This is a genomic window from Xanthobacter cornucopiae, from assembly GCF_043195065.2.
Taxonomy (GTDB): Bacteria; Pseudomonadota; Alphaproteobacteria; order Rhizobiales; family Xanthobacteraceae; genus Xanthobacter.
In genome coordinates, this window is record NZ_CM195531.1 from 1,052,922 (window position 1) to 1,072,147 (window position 19,226).

16 protein-coding genes are annotated in these 19,226 nt (G+C 69.1%); 7 read left to right on the forward strand and 9 right to left on the reverse strand.

Features of this window, described 5'->3' with window-relative positions; all coding sequences use genetic code 11:
- Positions 1 to 34: 34 nt before the first annotated feature.
- Entirely contained in the window at positions 35 to 1,462 is a 1,428-nt protein-coding gene (locus tag V5F53_RS04685) for a Do family serine endopeptidase (RefSeq protein WP_393998329.1), read from the forward strand.
- Positions 1,463 to 1,471: 9 nt separating this feature from the next.
- The gene (locus V5F53_RS04690; RefSeq protein WP_393998328.1) at positions 1,472 to 2,782 is read left to right on the forward strand and encodes a replication-associated recombination protein A; all 1,311 of its coding nucleotides are present in this window, start codon (positions 1,472 to 1,474) and stop codon (positions 2,780 to 2,782) included.
- A 74-nt stretch (positions 2,783 to 2,856) separates the two neighbouring features.
- Here the strand turns inward: V5F53_RS04690 and V5F53_RS04695 are convergent, their stop codons facing one another.
- Positions 2,857 to 3,339 carry an Lrp/AsnC family transcriptional regulator gene (locus V5F53_RS04695; RefSeq protein ID WP_393998327.1) on the reverse strand — a complete coding sequence of 161 codons (483 nt, stop codon included), beginning with the start codon at positions 3,337 to 3,339 and terminating at the stop codon, positions 2,857 to 2,859.
- Between the two features lie 274 nt (positions 3,340 to 3,613).
- On the opposite strand from V5F53_RS04695, the gene trxB reads away from it, so the two are divergent.
- The 5 genes from trxB (at position 3,614) to V5F53_RS04720 (ending at position 10,891) form a co-directional block, all read left to right on the forward strand.
- On the forward strand, positions 3,614 to 4,570 hold the full coding sequence (gene trxB / locus V5F53_RS04700; protein WP_393998326.1) for a thioredoxin-disulfide reductase: 957 nt from the start codon (positions 3,614 to 3,616) through the stop codon (positions 4,568 to 4,570).
- Positions 4,571 to 4,712: 142 nt separating this feature from the next.
- The gene (locus tag V5F53_RS04705; RefSeq protein WP_393998325.1) at positions 4,713 to 5,603 is read left to right on the forward strand and encodes a LysR family transcriptional regulator; all 891 of its coding nucleotides are present in this window, start codon (positions 4,713 to 4,715) and stop codon (positions 5,601 to 5,603) included.
- A 332-nt stretch (positions 5,604 to 5,935) separates the two neighbouring features.
- The gene (locus V5F53_RS04710) at positions 5,936 to 6,454 is read left to right on the forward strand and encodes a peptidoglycan-binding domain-containing protein (protein WP_393998324.1); all 519 of its coding nucleotides are present in this window, start codon (positions 5,936 to 5,938) and stop codon (positions 6,452 to 6,454) included.
- A 147-nt stretch (positions 6,455 to 6,601) separates the two neighbouring features.
- Positions 6,602 to 7,288, forward strand: a complete 687-nt coding sequence (locus tag V5F53_RS04715; RefSeq protein WP_509212916.1) for a M15 family metallopeptidase — start codon at positions 6,602 to 6,604, stop codon at positions 7,286 to 7,288.
- A gap of 177 nt (positions 7,289 to 7,465) precedes the next feature.
- Complete coding sequence (locus V5F53_RS04720; RefSeq protein ID WP_393998322.1) at positions 7,466 to 10,891, forward strand: autotransporter outer membrane beta-barrel domain-containing protein; 3,426 nt, start codon at positions 7,466 to 7,468, stop codon at positions 10,889 to 10,891.
- A 39-nt stretch (positions 10,892 to 10,930) separates the two neighbouring features.
- On the opposite strand, the gene V5F53_RS04725 is transcribed toward V5F53_RS04720, so the two are convergent.
- The 8 genes from V5F53_RS04725 to V5F53_RS04760 form a co-directional block, all read right to left on the reverse strand.
- The gene (locus V5F53_RS04725; RefSeq protein ID WP_509212918.1) at positions 10,931 to 11,809 is read right to left on the reverse strand and encodes a triphosphoribosyl-dephospho-CoA synthase; all 879 of its coding nucleotides are present in this window, start codon (positions 11,807 to 11,809) and stop codon (positions 10,931 to 10,933) included.
- Positions 11,810 to 11,824: 15 nt separating this feature from the next.
- Entirely contained in the window at positions 11,825 to 12,961 is a 1,137-nt protein-coding gene (locus tag V5F53_RS04730; RefSeq protein ID WP_393998320.1) for an ATP-grasp domain-containing protein, read from the reverse strand.
- 274 nt (positions 12,962 to 13,235) lie between these two features.
- Positions 13,236 to 14,228 (reverse strand): beta-ribofuranosylaminobenzene 5'-phosphate synthase family protein, encoded by a 993-nt coding sequence (locus tag V5F53_RS04735; protein ID WP_393998319.1) that lies wholly within the window; start codon positions 14,226 to 14,228, stop codon positions 13,236 to 13,238.
- Positions 14,225 to 14,659, reverse strand: a complete 435-nt coding sequence (locus V5F53_RS04740; protein ID WP_393998318.1) for an HIT domain-containing protein — start codon at positions 14,657 to 14,659, stop codon at positions 14,225 to 14,227. Before V5F53_RS04740 ends, V5F53_RS04735 begins: the two co-directional genes overlap by 4 nt.
- 133 nt (positions 14,660 to 14,792) lie before the next feature.
- Complete coding sequence (gene pstB / locus V5F53_RS04745; RefSeq protein ID WP_393998356.1) at positions 14,793 to 15,617, reverse strand: phosphate ABC transporter ATP-binding protein PstB; 825 nt, start codon at positions 15,615 to 15,617, stop codon at positions 14,793 to 14,795.
- Positions 15,618 to 15,787: 170 nt separating this feature from the next.
- Positions 15,788 to 16,615 carry a transglutaminase domain-containing protein gene (locus V5F53_RS04750; RefSeq protein WP_393998317.1) on the reverse strand — a complete coding sequence of 276 codons (828 nt, stop codon included), beginning with the start codon at positions 16,613 to 16,615 and terminating at the stop codon, positions 15,788 to 15,790.
- A gap of 100 nt (positions 16,616 to 16,715) precedes the next feature.
- On the reverse strand, positions 16,716 to 17,666 hold the full coding sequence (locus tag V5F53_RS04755) for an alpha-E domain-containing protein (RefSeq protein WP_393998316.1): 951 nt from the start codon (positions 17,664 to 17,666) through the stop codon (positions 16,716 to 16,718).
- A gap of 109 nt (positions 17,667 to 17,775) precedes the next feature.
- Positions 17,776 to 19,191 (reverse strand): circularly permuted type 2 ATP-grasp protein, encoded by a 1,416-nt coding sequence (locus tag V5F53_RS04760; protein ID WP_393998315.1) that lies wholly within the window; start codon positions 19,189 to 19,191, stop codon positions 17,776 to 17,778.
- Positions 19,192 to 19,226 lie beyond the last annotated feature (35 nt).

Below are 19,226 nucleotides of genomic sequence, written 5' to 3' on the forward strand. Positions count from 1 at the left end.
GCCGGCCAAGGGTATGAGGATGAAGGAAGGCGCAATGGTGCAAGGTCTGTCATCGGTTGTGGTCGCGGCGGTGCTGGCGCTGGCGGCCGTTGAGCCGGCGGGCGCGCAGGCGCAATCGCGGGCGCCGGCGAGCCAGGCCGAGGTGAAGCTCTCGTTCGCGCCGGTGGTGGCACGCACCGCACCGGCAGTGGTGAACGTGTATGCGCAGAAGACCGCGCAGCAGCGGGCTAACCCCATTTTCGACGACCCGTTCTTCCGGCGTTTCTTTGGCGGTCCGGGCGGAGCACCGGGGCTCGGCGCGCCGGAGCGCATGCAGCGCTCGCTGGGTTCGGGCGTCATCGTCGATGGGGCGGGCCTCGTGGTCACCAATTTCCACGTGATCGAGGGGGCGGATGAAATCCGCGTCGCGCTCAACGACAAGCGCGAGTTCGAGGCCGAAGTGCTGCTGCGGGATCAGCGCACCGACCTCGCCATCCTGCGCATCAAGGCGGAGGGCAGGGAGTCCTTCGCCTCCCTCGAGCTGGGCAATTCGGATGAGCTGGCCGTGGGTGACCTGGTGCTGGCCATCGGCGATCCCTTCGGCGTCGGGCAGACGGTGACCCAGGGCATCGTTTCGGCTGTGGCGCGGACCCAGGTCGGGGTTTCGGACTACCAATTCTTCATCCAGACCGACGCCGCCATCAATCCGGGGAATTCGGGTGGCGCCCTGGTGGACATGGCCGGCCGGCTCGTGGGCATCAACAGTGCCATCTACTCGCGCTCCGGCGGCTCGCACGGCATCGGCTTCGCGATTCCGGTCAACATGGTGCGGGTGGTGGTGGAGCAGGCCAAATCGGGCGGCAGGTCGGTGCGCCGTCCCTGGCTGGGCGCGCGGCTGCAGCGGGTGACGCCGGATATCGCCGAGAGCCTGGGCCTGGCGCGGCCCGCCGGCGCCCTGGTCCAGGCGGTGGCGCCGGGAAGCCCGGCGGCGAAGGCGGGGCTGAAGGTGGGCGACCTGGTGGTCGCGGTGGAAGGGCAGGGGGTGGACGATCCGGAATCGCTGAATTACCGGCTGGCGACGCGGCCCATCGGCAGTCGGGCGGCCATCGGTTTCAGCCGGGGCGGGCGGACCGAAAGCGTCGTGGTGGTGCTGGAGAGCGCGCCGGAGATGCCCCCGCGCGAGGATCTTCTCCTGCGTTCCCGCTCGCCGTTCAGCGGCGCGACCGTCGTGAACCTGTCGCCGGCGGTGGCGGAGGAACTGCGGGTGGACGGCGCCGCCAGCGGCGTGGTGATCGCCGAGGTAGCCGAAGGCGCGCCAGCGGCGGCGGCTGGTTTCAAGCCAGGAGACGTCATCGTCGAGGTGAACGGCGCCAAGGTGGGGCGGACCCGGGAGCTGGAAGAGATCACGCGCACGCCGGCGCGCGCGTGGCGGATCACGGTGATCCGGGGCGGGCGCACCATTTCCGCCTTGCTACCGGGCTGAGGCACGACGATGGGCGATCTGTTCGAGGTGGCCGGCATGGCGGAGGGCGCGGCGCGACCGCTGGCGGACCGGCTGCGCCCCACGACCCTGGCGGAGGTGGTGGGGCAGGAGCATCTGGTGGGCTCAGATGGCGTGCTCACGCGCATGCTGGAAGGCCGCTCGCTCGGCTCGCTGGTCCTGTGGGGGCCGCCCGGCACCGGCAAGACCACGGTGGCGCGGCTGCTGGCCTTCGCCACTGACCTTCATTTCGAGCAGATTTCCGCCATCTTCTCTGGCGTCGCCGACCTGAAGAAAGTGTTCGAGCAGGCGCGCGCGCGCCGGCGCATCGGCCAATCCACCCTGCTGTTCGTGGATGAGATTCACCGCTTCAACCGGGCGCAGCAGGACAGTTTCCTGCCGGTGATGGAGGACGGCACGGTGACCCTGGTGGGGGCCACCACCGAGAATCCGTCCTTCGAGTTGAACGCGGCACTGTTGTCGCGGGCGCGGGTGCTGGTGTTCCGGTCTCTTGACGCGACGGCGATCGGCCGGCTGCTCGCCCGGGCTGAGACGGTGGAGGCGCGGCCACTGCCGCTGACGGAAGAGGCGCGCCTTGCCCTGGTCAACATGGCGGACGGCGACGGCCGCGCCGCCCTCACCCTCACCGAGGAGGTGTGGCGGGCGGCGCGGCCCGGCGAGGTGTTCGACGTCGCGGGCCTGGCCGATGTGGTGCAGCGCCGGGCGCCGATCTACGACAAGAGCGAGGATGGGCACTACAACCTGATCTCGGCGCTGCATAAATCGGTGCGGGGATCGGACCCCGACGCGGCGCTTTACTATCTGGCGCGGATGCTGGATGCGGGGGAGAGCCCGCTGTTCCTGGCGCGGCGGATCGTCCGCATGGCCATTGAGGACGTCGGCAACGCCGACCCCCAGGCGCTGGCTGTGGCCAACGCCGCCAAGGATGCCTTCGATTTCCTCGGCTCGCCCGAGGGGGAACTCGCGCTGGCCCAGGCGGTGGTCTACGTGGCCACGGCGCCCAAGTCGAACGCGGTCTATGCGGCCTACAAGGCGGCGACGCGGCTGGCGAAGGAGGGCGGCTCGCTGACCCCGCCCAAGCACATTCTCAATGCCCCCACCAAGCTGATGAAGCGCGAGGGCTATGGCAGCGGCTACCGCTACGATCACGACGAGCCCGACGCCTTTTCCGGGCAGAACTACTTTCCCGAGGCGATCGGCCGGCAGAGTTTCTACCATCCGGTGGAGCGGGGCTTCGAGCGGGAGATCCGGAAGCGGATGGACTATTGGGCGCGGCTGCGGGCGGAGCGCGGCGAGCGCTGAGCGGGACTTGCGTCAGCAGGACTTGCCTTGAGCGGGACTTGCGTTGAGCGGAAATCGCCCGGCACCGGCGGTGTTCAGAGCTTCGGCAGGCCGGCTTCGAGTGGCACCACCGGGGCGTTCTTGACCTGCTTCAAGGTGAGAGCGGTCTTGACATTGCGCACGTTGGGCGTCGCGGTGATTTCCAGGACGAAGTTCTGGAAGGTGCGCAGGTCCGGCGCGACGCAGAGCATGATGAAGTCCACGTCGCCGGACAGCATCCACGCCGCCCGCACCAGGGGCCAGTGGTCGATGCGATCCTGGAAGGCGCCGAGATCGGTTTCGGCCTGGCTGATGAGGTGGACCATGGCCACCGCCGTCAGATCGTAGCCGAGCCGCTTTTCATCCAGCAGGGCCCGGTAACCCTGGATGATGCCGTCCTCCTCCAGCGCGCGGACGCGGCGCAGGCACGGCGGGGCCGAAATGCCCACCCGGCGGGACAGCTCCACATTGGTGATGCGCCCGTCGCGCTGCAGCTCGTCGAGGATTTTCCAGTCGACAGCATCGAGGCGGACGGTCAAGGCGGGCTCCCGGTGGGCAGGCGCGCCGATGGCCAGCGCCCCGGCACCTTAGTGCGCGATTGCGGCAACGCAACGAAATAATCTTTCGTCCAACTGGCGGTGCACAAGGGTCGTGAAAAGGTGAGCGCAGCGGCCGCCTCAACGCCTTGTGGCGATGCGGCGTAGTCCCTACATTTGCGCATAGCTTACGCAGCGCTCGGGCATGGCAGCCGGTTTCGCGCCGCCCGCGAGCGTCGCGTCTTCGCCCTGGCGGGCAGAGCGCTTCGAGGACGTTATGAGTGTGAAGCATACCAAGGTCGTCATCATCGGCTCCGGCCCGGCGGGTTTCACGGCGGCCATCTATGCCGCCCGCGCCATGCTCAAGCCGGTGCTGTTCGAGGGCATCCAGCCGGGCGGACAGCTGACCATCACCACCGACGTCGAGAATTATCCCGGCTTCGCCGAGCCCATCCAGGGGCCGTGGCTGATGGAGCAGATGCGCGCCCAGGCGGAGCACGTGGGCACCACCATCGTCGCCGATCACGTGGCCAGCCTCGACCTGTCGCAGCGGCCATTCCGTTTCGTCACCGAGTCGGGTGAGGCCTACACCGCCGACGTGGTGATCCTGGCCACCGGCGCCCAGGCGCGCTGGCTCGGGCTGGAATCGGAGGGCACCTATCGTGGCTTCGGCGTGTCGGCCTGCGCCACCTGCGACGGCTTCTTCTATCGCGGCAAGCATGTGATCGTGGTGGGCGGGGGCAACACCGCGGTGGAGGAGGCGCTGTTCCTCACCAATTTCGCCTCGAAGGTCACGGTGGTGCACCGGCGCGACGACTTCCGGGCCGAGCGCATCTTGCAGGACCGCCTGTTCGCCAATCCCAAGGTGGAGGTGATCTGGAACGCCGAGGTGGCCGAGGTGGTGGGCGCCGACGAGCCCCCCCATGTCACCGGCGTCGTGCTGCGCGATACCCGCACCGGCGTCAGCCGGCAGATCGAGGCCGACGGCGTGTTCGTCGCCATCGGCCATGCCCCGGCGACCGACCTGGTGAAGGACCAGCTCCGGCTGAAGCCGTCCGGCTATGTCTGGACCGCGCCCGATTCGACCGCCACCTCGGTGCCGGGCGTGTTCGCCGCCGGCGACGTGGCGGACGATGTCTACCGCCAGGCGGTCACCGCCGCCGGGCGCGGCTGCATGGCGGCGCTGGAGGCCGAGCGCTTCCTGGCCCACGCCGTGGCCGCCGCCGCCGAATAGGGCGGCTGACGGGCGTCGCCACGCGGCGGCGTCCGCTCCTGCCTTCGCGGGACGCGCCACGATCCGCCTTCCGCTGCCAGCCGATGGATCGCACACACCGGGCATCCCGCCTTCGCCGGATGCCGCACATGCCGGGGCCCCGATGGATTGGGACAAGCTGAAGGTCTTCCACGTCGCCGCCGAGGCCGGTTCCTTCACCCACGCGGGTGAAACCCTGGGCTTGTCGCAATCGGCGGTCAGCCGCCAGGTGTCGGCGCTGGAGGCGGAACTCAAGGTTCCCCTGTTCCACCGTCATGCGCGCGGGCTGATCCTGACCGAGCAGGGCGAATTGCTCTACCGCACCGCCCATGAGGTGTTCCTGAAGCTGGAATCGGCCCGGGCGCAATTGTCGGACAGCCGCGAGAAGCCCAATGGCGAATTGCGCGTCACCACCACCGTAGGGCTCGGCACCCATTGGCTGACGGCTCGGGTGGGCGAGTTCGTGGAGCTGTTTCCAGATATCCGCATCCAGCTCATCCTCACCGACGAGGAACTGGATCTCGCCATGCGCGAGGCGGACGTCGCCATCCGCATGCGCCAGCCGGTTCAGCCCGATCTGGTGCAGCGCAAGCTGTTCACGGTACATTTCCATGCCTACGCCTCGGTGGATTATCTCAAGCGGCATGGGCAGCCCCGCACGGTGGATGAGCTCGACAAGCACCGCATTCTTCTGCTCGGCGGGCCTATACCCTCCTATTTCCAGGGCCTGAACTGGCTTGAGCATGCGGGGCGCGACGGCAGCACGCCCCGCATCCCCGCGTTCGAGGTGAACAGCGTTCTCGGCCTGAAACGGGCGGTCGAGCGGGGAGTGGGCATCGGCACGCTGCCGGATTATCTGACCGACGACGCGACCTCCCTGGTGCAGCTCTTCACCGATCGCGAGACACCGAAGCTGGAGGCCTATTTCACCTACGCGCAGGAAATGCGGTCGGTGGCGCGCATCCAGGTGTTCAGGGATTTTCTGATCTCGAAGGCACAGCGTTGGAATTTCTGACGTTTTGTCTTCACCCGACGTTTTCCGCAGGGCTGGGAATATGAGATCAGCGCTATGCGCATGCCTGATATGCCGTCATTTGGCGTTGCATTCTGCCTAAGAGACGTGCACTTTGCCTACGCGCTGATCGCATCGTGATTGATGCTTCAGCTGTTCCCCTCTGGAAGGTTCGCCGCTTTGCGGCGATACTTGCCGGGTCCCTCACCGGGCCCGGCATTTTTCTTTTCGGGGCGAGGACATCTGATCGTCGAGGTATGGTGGTATAGAGTTTGGGATCGCTCATTATCGGTGGCGTCAGGGGCGGGGCGCCGTTGTAGCTCGGGAGAGATTCCATGGCAGTGCTGAAGCGTGGATTGGCCGGAGAGCCGGTGAAGATCCTGCAGACGAAGCTGGGCGTGCCGGCGGACGGCCAGTTCGGGCCCGCCACCGAGGAGGCCTTGAAGGCTTTTCAGAAGGCGCACGGGATCGCCGCGGACGGCATTGCGGGGCCGGACACCTTCCTGGCTCTGGAGTTGCCGGAACTGATCCTGCTGTCCGAGGGCAGCCGCGGCGAGGCGGTGAAGAAGCTGCAGGCGGCGCTCGGCGTGGGTGCCGACGGCGTGTTCGGTTCGGGCACCGCGAAGGCCCTGAAGGCCTTCCAGGAAAAGAACGGGCTCGATCCGGACGCCATGGCGGGGCCGGTGACGCTGGCGAAGATTCCGGCGTTCTCCTCGGTCATCACCGCCGCCTCGGTGGCAAAGTCCTTGTCCGGCCCCGAGGTGGCCAGCCCGGATGCCAAGCCGGCGGCGGCGGAGATCTCGGCGGCGCCGCACAAGAGCATCTGGCAAACCATCACCAGCTTCTTCTCCTGAACGGCGCGGGCCCCCGGGGGCACCGGCGCGATGCGGGTGCCTCTTGGCCGTGATGCGTTGCCCCTTGCGGCGGGGTGGGGGACGGCTAGAGTGGGTAGGCGCCGAGCCCGGCGTTTGCCCGTTGAAAGCTTCATGCTCCGCCGTTTCATGACTGATCTCCTCAAGCCTGCCGCCGTCGCCTTCGGGGTCGCGGGGCTTTCGCTGGCCACCCATGCGCGCGCGGAGCGTCCCTCCGTGTTCGTGGACGTGGCGGACGTGGTGCCGGGTGTCGTGCTCGACGTGCGCTATGCCGGCACGGAGAATTTCGTCGGCACCCCGGTGGATGGCTACGGCGCGGCCCGTTGCCTGCTTACCCGTCCGGCGGCGGAGGCGCTGGCGGGCGTGGCCCGCGATGCACGGGCGAAGGGCCTGCAACTCAAGCTGTTCGACTGCTATCGCCCGGCCCGGGCCGTGGCCCATTTCGCCCGCTGGGCGGCAGATCTTGCCGATACCCATACCAAGCCCACCTATTACCCCGATCTCGACAAGGGGCAGTTGTTCGCGCTGGGCTATATCGCCGAGCGGTCCGGCCATTCGCGCGGGTCCACCCTCGATCTGACCCTGGTGGACGCGGCAACGGGCGCCGAGCTCGACATGGGCACCCCGTTCGATCTCTTCAGCACGTTGTCATGGCCCGATTCGGATGCGGTCACCCGCGCACAGAAGGCGAATCGCCAGCTGCTCGCGGGCCTGATGACAGCGCACCGCTTCAAGCCCTTCGAGCAGGAGTGGTGGCATTTCACGCTCGCCGGGGAGCCATTTCCCGATACCTATTTCGATTTTCCCATCGAATGAGCCGCACCCGCGCCGCCGGGCGTGGACGCTGGCCGGCAAACGAGGGCGCACGCTGTTGCCGGCAGGCCACAGCGCTGGCGTGGTGATCGCCGTGGCCATGGCGGAGCGCGACGAGGTCTCGCGGCCGTCGTAACGTCAGGCTCGCGGACATCTCCCCTCCGCCCGGATTCCCGCCCGATGCCCTTTCTGCGCTCATCCGTCAGCCGCCTCGTTCTCACCTTGCTGTGCGCCGGGCTGGGGGCCCCGGCCGTGGCCGGGTCGTTCAGCGTGCCGCCGGCGGCCGGCCCGCAGTCCGTCGCGGGCACCGATCGCGGAACCATTGCCGTCGGCGCCACCCTGGATGGCGGTGCAGATGCGGCCATCACCTGGAGCGCGCCGGCCACGGCGACGGGCGTCGTCATCGAGAATGCTGGCGTCATCCGCTCCAATGACCGCGCCGTCGATACGAAGGACGACGTGAGCGGCACGTTCACCCTCTTCAATTCCGGCACGGTGACGGCCTCGGACGATGCGCTTCGCATCACGGGCGGCTTTGCCGGCGGCGCGCTGGACGTGGTGAATTCCGGCATCATCCGTTCAGCCGAGGGGCAGGCGCTCGATTTCGACAAGGCGGTGGATGCCTCGGCGGCGATCACGGTGCTCAATTCCGGCCGGCTGACCTCCGCTGGCAGCGACGTCGTGCGCCTCGGCGGCGGCGATGTGCTCATCGGCAATTCGGGCACCATCGCGACCACCGCGCCCGGCAAGCGCGCCATCAAGCTGGACACGCCGGAGACGTTGGACAGCCTCGCCTCGCTCACCATCAGCAACGGCCACGGCGGGTTGATCTCCGGCAGTGACGACGGCATCAAGCTCTCGTCCACCGAGAGCAGCGTTGCCGCGCCGATCATCGCCATCAACAATGCCGGTGTCATCCGCTCCACGGTGGACGGGCAGGCTATCGATCTTGGCGGCATTTCCGCCCGGAACGCCCTCATTGTCCTCAACAATTACGAGACCGGCCTCATCTCCGCCGCCGATGACGACGCCATCCAGGGCGCCAACGGCATGGAGGTGTACAATTACGGTCGCATCCGCTCCCATTATGCGGCCGGCACGGCGGACACCCAGAACAACTCGGCCATCAAGATCGACGGCGCCAATCTCGCTGGCGGCATGTTCGCCTACATCGTCAACGACACCCCGGGGGTGATCTCGGGCGCCTATCACGGCATCAAGGCGTCCGGCAGCGAGGATGTGCTGGAGGTGCTGAACTACGGCACCATTGAGGGGCGCAACGGGTCGGGTGTGAATTCCAACGGCACCGGGCTGCTGGTCAATTACGGTCTCGTCACGGGTGGCTTTGACCCCGCCGCCAGCTTCGGCGACGGTGATGGTGTCGATCTCGACAAGGCCGGAGCCATCTATAATTTCGGCACCATCTCCGGCCTTGGTTCCAAGGGCATCAAGCCGGGCGAGACCCGGCCTTCCACCAGCGAGGGCATCGCCATCGGTGGTGGCACCATCGTCAATGGCGACGCGGCGACGCCGCGCGCGCTCATCTCCGGGGCCAACAACGGCATCCTTGCCGACGACAGCAACGGTGGCGATGTCTTCAGCGCCTTGACGGTGACCAATTATGGCACCATTCGCGGCGACGACGGGTTCGGTATCCGTGTCGTCAATGGCGCCGGCGCGTTCGGCAACACCATCGTCAACTACGGCACCATTTCCGGCACCACTTATGCCGTCGCCATGGGCAATGGCGATGATCTGTTCGTCTACGAGGCCGGCTCCAGCGTCGTCGGCGCGGTGAAGGCGGAGGGCGGCACGGACACATTCCGCCTCGGGACGTTCGACGGCGGCTTCGACGTGGCCCTGCTGGGCGAGGCGGCCACCTATCGGGGCTTCGAGCGGCTGACGCTCGCCACCGGGTCGAGCTGGGTGGCCTGGGGCCGCAGCACCTTCTCCGGCGACGCCCTGGTGCAGGGCGCCAGCTTGCAGCTGATCGGCGCCGCTCTGCCGGCCGCTACGGTGACGGTGGGAGGCGACGCCGAAAGCGGCCTGAAGGGCGCGCTGCTGGGCGCCGGCACCATCGGCGCGCTGAAGGTCGCCGATGGCGGCCTGGTGGCGCCCGGCGGCATCGGCCCCACGGGGACGCTCAACGTCTCGGGCACCGTCGCCTTCGCTGACGGTTCCACCTATGGCGTGCGGGCCTCAAACGCCGGCACGGTGGATCGGATCGCCGCCGCCGGCACCGCCACCATCGATCCCGGCGCCGGCGTGCTGCTCGACGCCGCGCCCGCCGGCCTTGCCTGGGGCACGCGCTACACCATCCTCAGCGCCGCGGGCGGCGTGACGGGCATGTTCGGGTCTCTCGCTGGCGCCCCGGACTATCTGTTCGTGACCCCGACCCTGGGCGCCGACGCCACCGATATCTTCCTGACCCTCGAGCGCAATAGGGTCCCCCTCGCGCGCTACGCGGCAACGCCGAACGGACGGGCGGCGGCGTTCGCCCTCGACCGCTATGGCCGGTGGGCCGTGCCCGGCGGCTCGGCGCTGTACGACACGGTGCTGCAGCAGACCGGCCCAGCCGTCGTTCGCGCCGCGTTCACCCAGCTGGCGGGTGACATTCATGCCACCGTGGGGGGAACGATCTTCACGGAGAATGCGCTGGTCAACGATGCCATCCTCGGCCGCTTGCGGCAGGCCGGCCACGCGGGCGAGGCCGGAGCGGCGACGGCGCTCGGCTCCGGCGGCCCCGTGACTGCTTATGTGCAGCCGGCGCCGGCCCAGGCGGAGCCGGTGGGGCCGGTGCTCACCGCCTGGGCCCAGGGGTATGGGCAATGGATCGATGCCAACGCCGGCGCGCTTGAGGCCAGCACCCGGCTGGGCGGCGCCCTCGTCGGTCTGGACGTGACCGCCGGCAATCTCGTGTACGGCTTCGCGGTGGGCTATGCGTCAAGCTCCACCACTTCCGGGACTGCTTCCGCGGATGCCGACACGGTGCGCCTCGCCGGCTATGGGGCGGTGCACGGCGGTGCCTGGACCGTGCGCGCGGGTGCCGACATCGGCTGGGCCAACCTGTCCACTGCGCGCGCCGTCGCCCTCACCGGCGAGCAGCCCAAGGCGGACTACGACGCGACCTCGACCAGCCTGTTCGGAGAACTCGCATATGCTGCGGGTCTCGGCGGGTTGGCGCTGGAGCCGTTCGCGGGGTTCGCCTGGAGCTACATGGACCTCGGCGGCTTCACCGAGAGGGCGGCGCCCGTGGCCGGCCTGCGGTCGGACGGCGACAGCCTGAGCACCCCTTATTCCACCCTGGGGCTGCGCGCAGCCACGCGCTTCGCCGCATGGGACGGGGTGGATCTCACCGCTCATGCCTCAGCGGGGTGGCGCCACGCATTCGCCGACGTGACGCCGACCCGTTCGCTCATCTTCCAGAGCACCGGCACGGCCTTCACCGTCGAGGGGGTGCCGGTGGCGGCCGATAGCCTGGTTGGGGGCGCCGGCCTCGATGTCATCTTCGCCAACGGCGTGACTCTGGGGCTGGCCTATGACGGCAGCTTCGGCGACGGCGTCACCTCCAATGCCGGGCGCGGCATCCTCGCGGTGAAGTTCTGATCCGTCGCGGGCGGGGTCTGCCGGCTCGGCGCGACACCCTCAGAGGGCCAGCAGGGCGGCAAGGATGCTGGCCACGGTCAGGTCGGCGGTGGTGCCGGGGTTGAGGCCGCGCGCCTTCAGCCGGGTGTCGAAGGCCGCCAGGGCGGCGCGGCGGGCTGCGGGTGCGGCGGTTGCGATGTCGCGGCGGAGCTGATCGGCCTCCCGGCGCACTCCCTCCGCCGTGGCATCGTCGAACTTCCGGGCGATGTGGCTGTCGGGAAAGGCGGCGAGCAAAGCGAGATAGGCGTTTTCCACGCCGTGAGGGGCATCGGGCCGCGTCTCGAGGGCTGGAACGCCGATCTCGAACACATCCGCGAAATCGGTCACATATTGCCGGGCGATGCGATCGCGGTCGGCGGCCAGGGCCATGGCGGCGCGCAGGTCGATCCGTGCCGGCGCCCGCACGTCGGCGGTTTCCGAGGCCCCAAGCCCGCCGGGATTGGCGCGGGTGATGGCCGCGAAGGCGGCCTGGGCATCGGCCATGTCAAGGCCCGCCAGAACCGTGACGAGCCGCTGGCGAAGGCCGGCGCGTCGCCGGGTGGCCGGTTCCGCCTGCGCTCCGGCGGTGTCCGTGCATGGGCCGGCGGTTTCCCCCGCCGCAGCCGCGATCAGCGGCGCCGACAGCAGGACAATGCCGAGGTTGGTGTTGCATCCGGCCGCCGCCAGGGAAGCTTCCACCGCCCGGCCGATGCGCGCGCCCACCGTGAGCCCCGGCGCGGCGATGACAGGGGCAGCGGCCGCCGCCGCGTCCTCGAAATGGCGAACGTCCATCCCGTGCCCAGGGGCGAACACGTGCACGTTGCCCGGCTTCAGCGCTTGCAGTTCGGCGCGGCACGCGGCCAGGAAGGCGGCGGCGGCGAAGCCGGCGGGGTCGCGCACGGGCATGGTCCGGCGTCAGGCCACCGGCTCGCGTGACGGCGCGAAGCCGAACTGGCGGCGCACCTCGTCCAGCAGCGTGGCGAGGCGGGCCCGGGCGGCCTCGGCGCTGGGGCCGCTGGCGCGGACGGTGCACACCGGCGCCCCCTTGGGAATGGCCGCGCCGGCTGGCGGACGGTCGGCGATGTGGGCGGCGAGGGGGGTGGCGGGAACCAGCAGGTCGTGTTCCGCATAAAGCACGCTTGCGGCGTGCACCTCGGCGGGGGTGGGTACGGCACTGGGCAGCCGCCCGCCGCAGGCGGCGAGGTGCAGGCCCAGCAGGGGAGGCAGCGGGTCCACGTCGAAGATGTCGAGGGTCGCGCCGAGGCGGGGGTTCACCTCCACCAGGAACCAGCCGTCGTCATGCACCACGAAGTCCATGGAAACGAGGCCCACCAGCCCGCAGGCGAGGGCGATCCGCGTGGCGGCGGCGCGCATGGCGTCGCCATGGGCGGCAGGCAGCGGCACCGGACCCACCACGCCGCCATATCGGAACGGATGCTCGAAGTCGTGGTCGCGCCATTGCCGGGAGGCGCCCACCACCAGCGCATTGCGGCCATTGGCCAGCAGCAGCAGGGAATAGGGTTCGCCCTTGACCTCGCGCTGGAGATAATAGCCCGGCTGCGGCGGCGAGAGATCGCCCGCCGCCCGGCGCCGGATGTGGCCGCCGCCGGCGCCGCCGATCTTCTTCTCGATCACCGGGGCGCCGTCGAAGCGGCCGGCGGGCGGGGTATCGAGGCTGACATCGGGAAACGGCACGTCCAGATGGGCGCAGATCCCGGCGAGGGCCAGGGGATCCTTCAGCACGCGCACCGTTTCCGGCGAGTTGCCGAGAATGGGGTTGCGCGCGGCGATTCGCGCCATCAGGTCCGGATCGTCCTCCAGGCCGCTGCCGAGCACCACCGGCAGGCCGGCCGGAGCCAGGCTGGAAAGGGCCTGGATCAGGTCGTCGCCGTCGAAGGCGAAGCCGTTGCGCTTGTGCACCCGCACACAGCGCGCGGCGTGGGCGCAGGTGTCGAGATCGGCGAACAGGTCCAGCGCCAGGGCGGCAAAGCCGGCGCGCGCGGCACTTGCGGCCAGCGGCCGGGCGGAGAGGGCGATGAGAGCGAGATCCATGCTTGGTCGGCCTGCCTGTTCGTTTGGTCCGCCCGCTTGCTTCGGCGCCATTGCGGCTTCGGGGCGGTTCCTGCGTTCTCGATAACCGGGTCGTCCGCCGGTGGTTCAACCGGATGCCGAATCCGAGGGTGGCGGTCCCGCATGGCGCGGGGGCCGCGGGGGCCGCGGCGACCGGGCGTGCGCGGCGCCCTCCGCTTCAGGCCCGCAGCCCTTTGGCCCGGACGCTCAAGCTTGAGCTCCAGAGCCCGCGACCGGCGTCGGCGGGCTCGGCCGGTCAGGTGAGGCGGGTGCCGCGCGGCTCCAGCTCGGCGCCGCTATTGTTCCCCGCCACACATTCGAACTTCAGATTTGTGAACGATGCATAGCGCCGGCGCAAGGCCTCGACCAGTTCTTCGGCCTGCGCGGCGTCGCCGACGATGGCAAATCCTGTGGGCCCCCAGGAGCTCTGGCCGACCCCTGGGACCCCCTGTGTCTCGATGAAGGCGACGGCCTCGGCCACATCCGGGCTGCAGAATCGTCCGCCGCCCTGCGCCGCCGCGTAATGATCGCCAAGCGCGCGCTGCCAGGCGCCGATGGCCGCTCCGAAGCCACGCGCGTCGCCTTCCGCGAGGGCCGGAAGCGCCTGGAGCAGCATCAGATGGCACAGGTGCGCGGCCAGCGTTTCGGGAAAGGGCGGCAGGGCGGCCATGGCGCGGGTCTCGGCATCGCCGCTCAGGCCTTCCCGCGCCGAATCGAACACCAGCAGAACCCGCCAGTGGTCTGGCAGCGGCAGGCGGGCCAGCAATGGCGGCGGCGCTGGCCGGGTCACCGCGCCGGTGGGCTTGCCGCCATCCAGGATGACGCCTCCCTGGGTGAAGGCCTCCAGCCCGATGGCCGAGCGCAGGCCGCGCCCGAGCAGGCCGGCGACCGCGCGCGCGTCGAGCGCGTGGCCCGACAGGCGGGCCACCGCGACACCCACCGCCAAGGCCAGCTGGGTGCCCGAACCGAGCCCGCCGTGGGGCGGCAAGGCGGACTCCATATGAACCGCGAACGGCGTGGCGACGCCGAGGGCGGCGCGGATGGCGTCGCGCGCGCGGGCCGCGCGAGGGGCGTCGGGCCCGGTGGCACTGTCGGCCTCGGCGCGGGTGACGGTCACCTGCGTGAGCGGACGATCCAGCGTGATGCCCAGGCTGCCGAAGCGGCGGCCCAGCGCGCCGCCCAGGTCGAGAAATCCGAGATGGAGCCGCGCCGGTGCCCTGACGGTCAGCGCGGCGGCGCCGCCGCTCACTGTCCGAGCGCCGCGCGCAGGCGTGCCGCGTGCTCGGCCAGCACCTCGGGCTTTTCGATCTCGCTGGCCGGCGGCTTCATGGGGACGCCGAGGTGACGGGGAATTACATGCACATGGAGATGGAACACCACCTGCCCGCCGGCGTCCTCGTTGAACTGCTGCACCGTCACCCCCTCCGCGGCGAAGGCGGCCTTGGCGGCGATGGCGATGGTCTTCGCCACCTTGGCCACATGGGCGAGGTCATCGGGCGCGATGTCGAGGATGTTGCGGGCGGGCGCCTTGGGAATGACCAGCGTATGGCCCGGGCAACGGGGCATGATGTCCAGGAAGGCGAGCGCCTTGTCGTCCTCATAGACGGTGTGCGCCGGCAGCTCGCCGCGCAGGATCTTGGCGAAGATGTTGTTGGGATCGTACGCCGGCGCGCTGGGCATTGTTCGGTCTCCTCCTGTTTGAGCGAAGGACATTGCAGGGGCGGGCCGAGGGGTCAAGGGGAGACCGCCGCGCTTTCGGCGGCGGGTGGCGGCAGGGGCCGGGGCGTGCCGGCGGACGGGCGCCCGCCAGCTGTCAGCCGAAGCGGCCGGTGAGGTAATTGCTGGTCCGCTTGTCCTTGGGCCGCGTGAACATCGGGTCGGTCCGGCTGAATTCCACCAGCTCTCCCAGATACATGAAGCCGGCATAATCGGAGACGCGCGCGGCCTGCTGAAGATTATGGGTGACGATGATGATGGTATAGTGATCCTTGAGATCCAGCATCGTTTCCTCGATCTTCGCCGTGCTGATGGGATCGAGCGCGGAACAGGGCTCGTCGAGCAGGATCACCTCCGGCCGAACCGCGATGGTGCGGGCGATGCACAGGCGTTGCTGCTGGCCGCCCGAGAGGCCGAGCCCGCTCGCCTTCAACTGGTCCTTGACCTCGTCCCACAGGGCGGCGCGGTGGAGCGCCTCCTCGACCCGCACCGCCACGTCGGCTTCCAGCGGCGCCTCGTTCAGGCGCACGCCCAGGGCGACATTGTCGAAGATGGACATGGGAAACGGTGTCGGACGCTGGAACACCATGCCCACCCGGGCCCGCAGCGCGGCCGGATCGACGGTGGCGCCGAGGATGGAGCGACCATCCATGAGCACCTCGCCGGTCACGCGCTGGTCCGGATACAGCTCGAACATGCGGTTGAACACCCGCAGCAGGGTGGACTTGCCGCAGCCCGACGGCCCCAGCAGGGCGGTGATGTGATGGGCGCTGATGCGCAGCGACACGTCGTGCAGAGCGCGGCGCGCGCCGTAGTGGAAGTCCAGGTGTCGGACCTCCAGCTTCGCCGGCGGCGCGTCCGGCGGCGCGGCGCCCGCTTCCGGACCGGGGCGCAGGCGAACGGCCTGGCTGTCGGCTGGCATGTGCTTGGACACGGCGAGAGCCCTCCGTGTGGCCTCGAAGGACCCTATCATGGAGGTTGTCTTGCCGCGTCTTGATGACACTTCGCCGACGGGCGGCACTTTGTCCCGATGGGGCGCCGCCGGAGGGCGCCAGGGGCGCGACCGGCCCCGGAACGGGGGAGCCGGCGGGGCTAGCTTTGCCCCTGGCTCTGCACCTGCGCCAGCCGCTGGGGCGCGCGCCCGTCCTGGGCGCTGACGCTTTCGCGGAATTCCAGGCCGGTGCTGCGCATGGGCGCGACCCCGAAGGCGTCGAGGCCGACCGCAAGCCGCACGTAATTTTCCGTGGCGCACAGGTTGCGGCCGGCATCGAAGGCGATCCAGCCGGTCTTCGGCACATAGGCTTCGGCCCAATGGCGGGCGGAGCCCTCATCGTCGATGGCGAGATAGCCCGAGATATGGCGGGCGGGAATGCCCAGGTGCCGGGCGGCGGTGACGAACAGGTGGGCGATGCCGCCCGAGCAGGCCGATTTGGCGGCAAGCACGTCGTGGGCCGAGGGCGGGATGCTGGCCGATGCCGTGTCCACCTCCGTCACGGTCTCGTGCAGGCGTACCATCAGGGTGTGCAGCCGGCTGAGCGGATCGTCGATGCCGGCGGTGACACTGTCGGCGAAGGCCATCACCTCGGTGCTGGGGTGCGCCAGGGCGGTTTCCCGCAGATACAGCGAGGGCGGGAACGGCTCCACCGTGCCGCGCACGATGCCGGTGGTGTCGTAGGTTTCCACCTCGCCTTCCGCGATCACCGTCACATGATCGGTGGGGCCGTCCACGCTGAACGCATGGCAGAGGTTGCCGAACGCATCCTCCTGCGGGTGAAGGCGGCCGTCGCTGTTGAGATCGAGGGTCCAGCGCTGGATGAACTGGCCCTCGTGCGGGCGCGGCGTGAGCCGGACCGTCACCGACAGGTTGCGGCTGCCAGGCTCGAAGCGCTGAGTGATCTCATGGCGGATGCGCACACGCATGGTCGGACCCTGAAGGTTCTCCGCGCCTGAAGGCGGTCGGATACGGATAGAGAGTTCACAACGGCACCGGGGAGGGGCGCGAGGAGCGCCCCGCGCCGGATCAGGTCAGGTACTGCTCGGTGATCTCCGCGCCCAGCTTGTTGTTGTCGGAGATGAAGCCGGAGATGAACTCGTGCAGGCCGGTCTGGAAGATGTCCTCAATGTTGCGATTGGTCAGCCGCGCGAGCATGGAGCGCGCCAGCCGCTGCGAGGGGCCCTGGCGGCCATAGGCGGCGGCGATGTCGTCCAGGTTGCGGGCGACGCTGTCGTAGCAGGCGGCCAGAGAGCGCGGCATCTGCCGGTTCAGGATCAAGAGGTCGGCCACCAGCCAGGGCTTCACGCTGTCGCGGTAGACCCAGTGGAAGGCGGTGAGCGCCGAGACCGAGCGCAGGATGGAGGCCCACTGGAAATAGTCGAGCGGCCCGCCCACGTGCTCCTTCTCCGGCAGCAGCACGTGATACTTCACGTCGAGGATGCGGGCGGTGTTGTCCGAGCGCTCCAGCTGGGCGCCGCAGCGGGCGAACCAATAGGCATCGTTGCGCAGCATGGTGCGGAAGGTGGCGCCGTCGAAGCGCAGCGAGGTCTCCTTCACGAAGGCCAGGAAGCGCGAGAGCTCGTCGCGGGTGAGCGCCCGGTTGGGGAAATTGCGCAGCTCGATCCAGGCGGTGTTGATGACCTCCCACATCTCCGACGTCAGCGCCGTGCGCACCGAGCGGGCATTGGTCCGCGCCACCTCGAAGCAGTTGCGGATGGAGGACGGGTTGTCCGGGTCGAAGGCGAGGAAGGAGACCACTTGTTCCTCCTTCGCGTCCTCCAGCGGGCCGTAGCGCTCCACGAACGGCTCGGCGCAGCCGGCGGTCAGCAGCGCCGAGCTCCATTCGTTGGTGGAGCCGCCATAGGTCACGGGGGTGTAGGCGAGCCGCTGCGACACGTCGAGAATCCGCGCGAGACAGTCGGCGCGTTCGACATATCGGCTGAGCCAGTAGAGATTGTCAGCGGTGCGGGAGAGCATGGGGAACCCATCCGGAGGAGAAAGAGGCGGGAGGCGTCGTGGCGTGGCGCCCGCCGGCGGTGCGCCTGAAGGGCGCGGCGCCTGCCCGGGCGGGGCGCCGCGCCCTCGATCATGCGTCGAGCACCCAGGTATCCTTGGTGCCGCCGCCCTGGCTGGAATTGACCACGAGGGAGCCTTCCTTCATGGCCACGCGGGTGAGGCCGCCGGGCACGATGCGCACCTTGTCCGAGCCCGAGAGGATGAACGGCCGCAGGTCCACATGGCGCGGCGCGATGCCCTTTTCCACCAGCGTCGGGCAGGTGGACAGGGCCAGCGTCGGCTGGGCGATGAAGTTGGCGGGATCGGCGATCAGCTTCTCCCGGAACTTCTCGATGGTGGCCTTGTCGGAAGCCGGTCCGACCAGCATGCCGTAGCCGCCGGAGCCGTGCACCTCCTTCACCACCAGCTCGGGCAGGTGCTCCAGCACGTACTTCAGATGGTCGGCCTCGCGGCAGCGCCAGGTGGGCACGTTGGGCAGCAGCGGCTCCTCGCCGAGATAGAAGCGGATGATGTCCGGCATGTAGGAATAGACCGCCTTGTCGTCGGCGACCCCGGTCCCCACCGCGTTGGTGAGGGTGACGTTGCCGGCCTGATAGGCGCTCATGAGCCCCGGCACGCCCAGCACGCTGTCGGAGCGGAAGGCGAGGGGGTCGAGGAAGTCGTCATCCAGGCGGCGATAGATCACGTCCACCCGCTTGGGGCCCTCGGTGGTGCGCATGAAGACGATGCCGTCCTTCACGAACAGGTCGCGGCCCTCCACCAGGTCGACGCCCAGCTTGTCGGCCAGGAAGGAGTGCTCGTAATAGGCCGAGTTGTAGATGCCGGGGGTGAGGATCACCACGTTGGGCTCGTGGCCGCCGTAGGGCGAGAGCGAGCGCAGGGTGGCGAGCAGGTCGTCGGCGTAGTTCTCCACCGGCGCCACCTTGTGCATGGAGAACAGTTCCGGGAACAGCCGCAGCATGATCTCCCGGTTCTCCAGCATGTAGGACACGCCGGATGGAGTGCGGGCGTTGTCCTCCAGCACATAGAAGGTGTCCGGGTCGGTGCGCACGATGTCGATGCCGGCGATATGCACATAAAGGTCGTGCGGCACCCGCTGGCCGTTCATCTCCGGACGGAACGCGGGATTCTTGAACACCAGATCCTCCGGCACGATGCCGGCCTTGAGGATCTCGCGCTTGCCGTAGACGTCGCGGATATAGAGGTTGAGCGCCTTGACCCGCTGCTCAAGCCCGGTGGACAGGCGCGTCCATTCGTTCTTGGTCAGAATGCGCGGCACGATATCGAAGGGAATCAGGCGTTCCTGGGCGTTCTGCTCGCCATAGACGGCGAAGGTGATGCCGATCCTTCTGAAAATATACTCCGCTTCCTTGCGGCGATGATCCAGCACGTCCTGCGGAACGGTGCTGAGCCATTGCCGCAGCGTTTCGTAGGCCGGTCTCACATGCCCATCGATGCTGGACATCTCGTCGAACGCTTGCCGCATTGGGACTGTCACTCCACGTCCGCAGGTATCAGATT

Coding starts and splice junctions, on each gene's coding strand:
- V5F53_RS04685 (WP_393998329.1), top strand. CDS start 35: ATGGTGCAAGGTCTGTCATCGGTTGTGGTCGCGGCGGTGCTGGCGCTG.
- V5F53_RS04690 (WP_393998328.1), top strand. CDS start 1,472: ATGGGCGATCTGTTCGAGGTGGCCGGCATGGCGGAGGGCGCGGCGCGA.
- trxB (WP_393998326.1), top strand. CDS start 3,614: ATGAGTGTGAAGCATACCAAGGTCGTCATCATCGGCTCCGGCCCGGCG.
- V5F53_RS04705 (WP_393998325.1), top strand. CDS start 4,713: ATGGATTGGGACAAGCTGAAGGTCTTCCACGTCGCCGCCGAGGCCGGT.
- V5F53_RS04710 (WP_393998324.1), top strand. CDS start 5,936: ATGGCAGTGCTGAAGCGTGGATTGGCCGGAGAGCCGGTGAAGATCCTG.
- V5F53_RS04715 (WP_509212916.1), top strand. CDS start 6,602: ATGACTGATCTCCTCAAGCCTGCCGCCGTCGCCTTCGGGGTCGCGGGG.
- V5F53_RS04720 (WP_393998322.1), top strand. CDS start 7,466: ATGCCCTTTCTGCGCTCATCCGTCAGCCGCCTCGTTCTCACCTTGCTG.
- V5F53_RS04730 (WP_393998320.1), bottom strand. CDS start 12,961: ATGGATCTCGCTCTCATCGCCCTCTCCGCCCGGCCGCTGGCCGCAAGT.
- V5F53_RS04740 (WP_393998318.1), bottom strand. CDS start 14,659: ATGCCCAGCGCGCCGGCGTACGATCCCAACAACATCTTCGCCAAGATC.
- pstB (WP_393998356.1), bottom strand. CDS start 15,617: ATGCCAGCCGACAGCCAGGCCGTTCGCCTGCGCCCCGGTCCGGAAGCG.
- V5F53_RS04750 (WP_393998317.1), bottom strand. CDS start 16,615: ATGCGTGTGCGCATCCGCCATGAGATCACTCAGCGCTTCGAGCCTGGC.
- V5F53_RS04755 (WP_393998316.1), bottom strand. CDS start 17,666: ATGCTCTCCCGCACCGCTGACAATCTCTACTGGCTCAGCCGATATGTC.
- V5F53_RS04760 (WP_393998315.1), bottom strand. CDS start 19,191: ATGCGGCAAGCGTTCGACGAGATGTCCAGCATCGATGGGCATGTGAGA.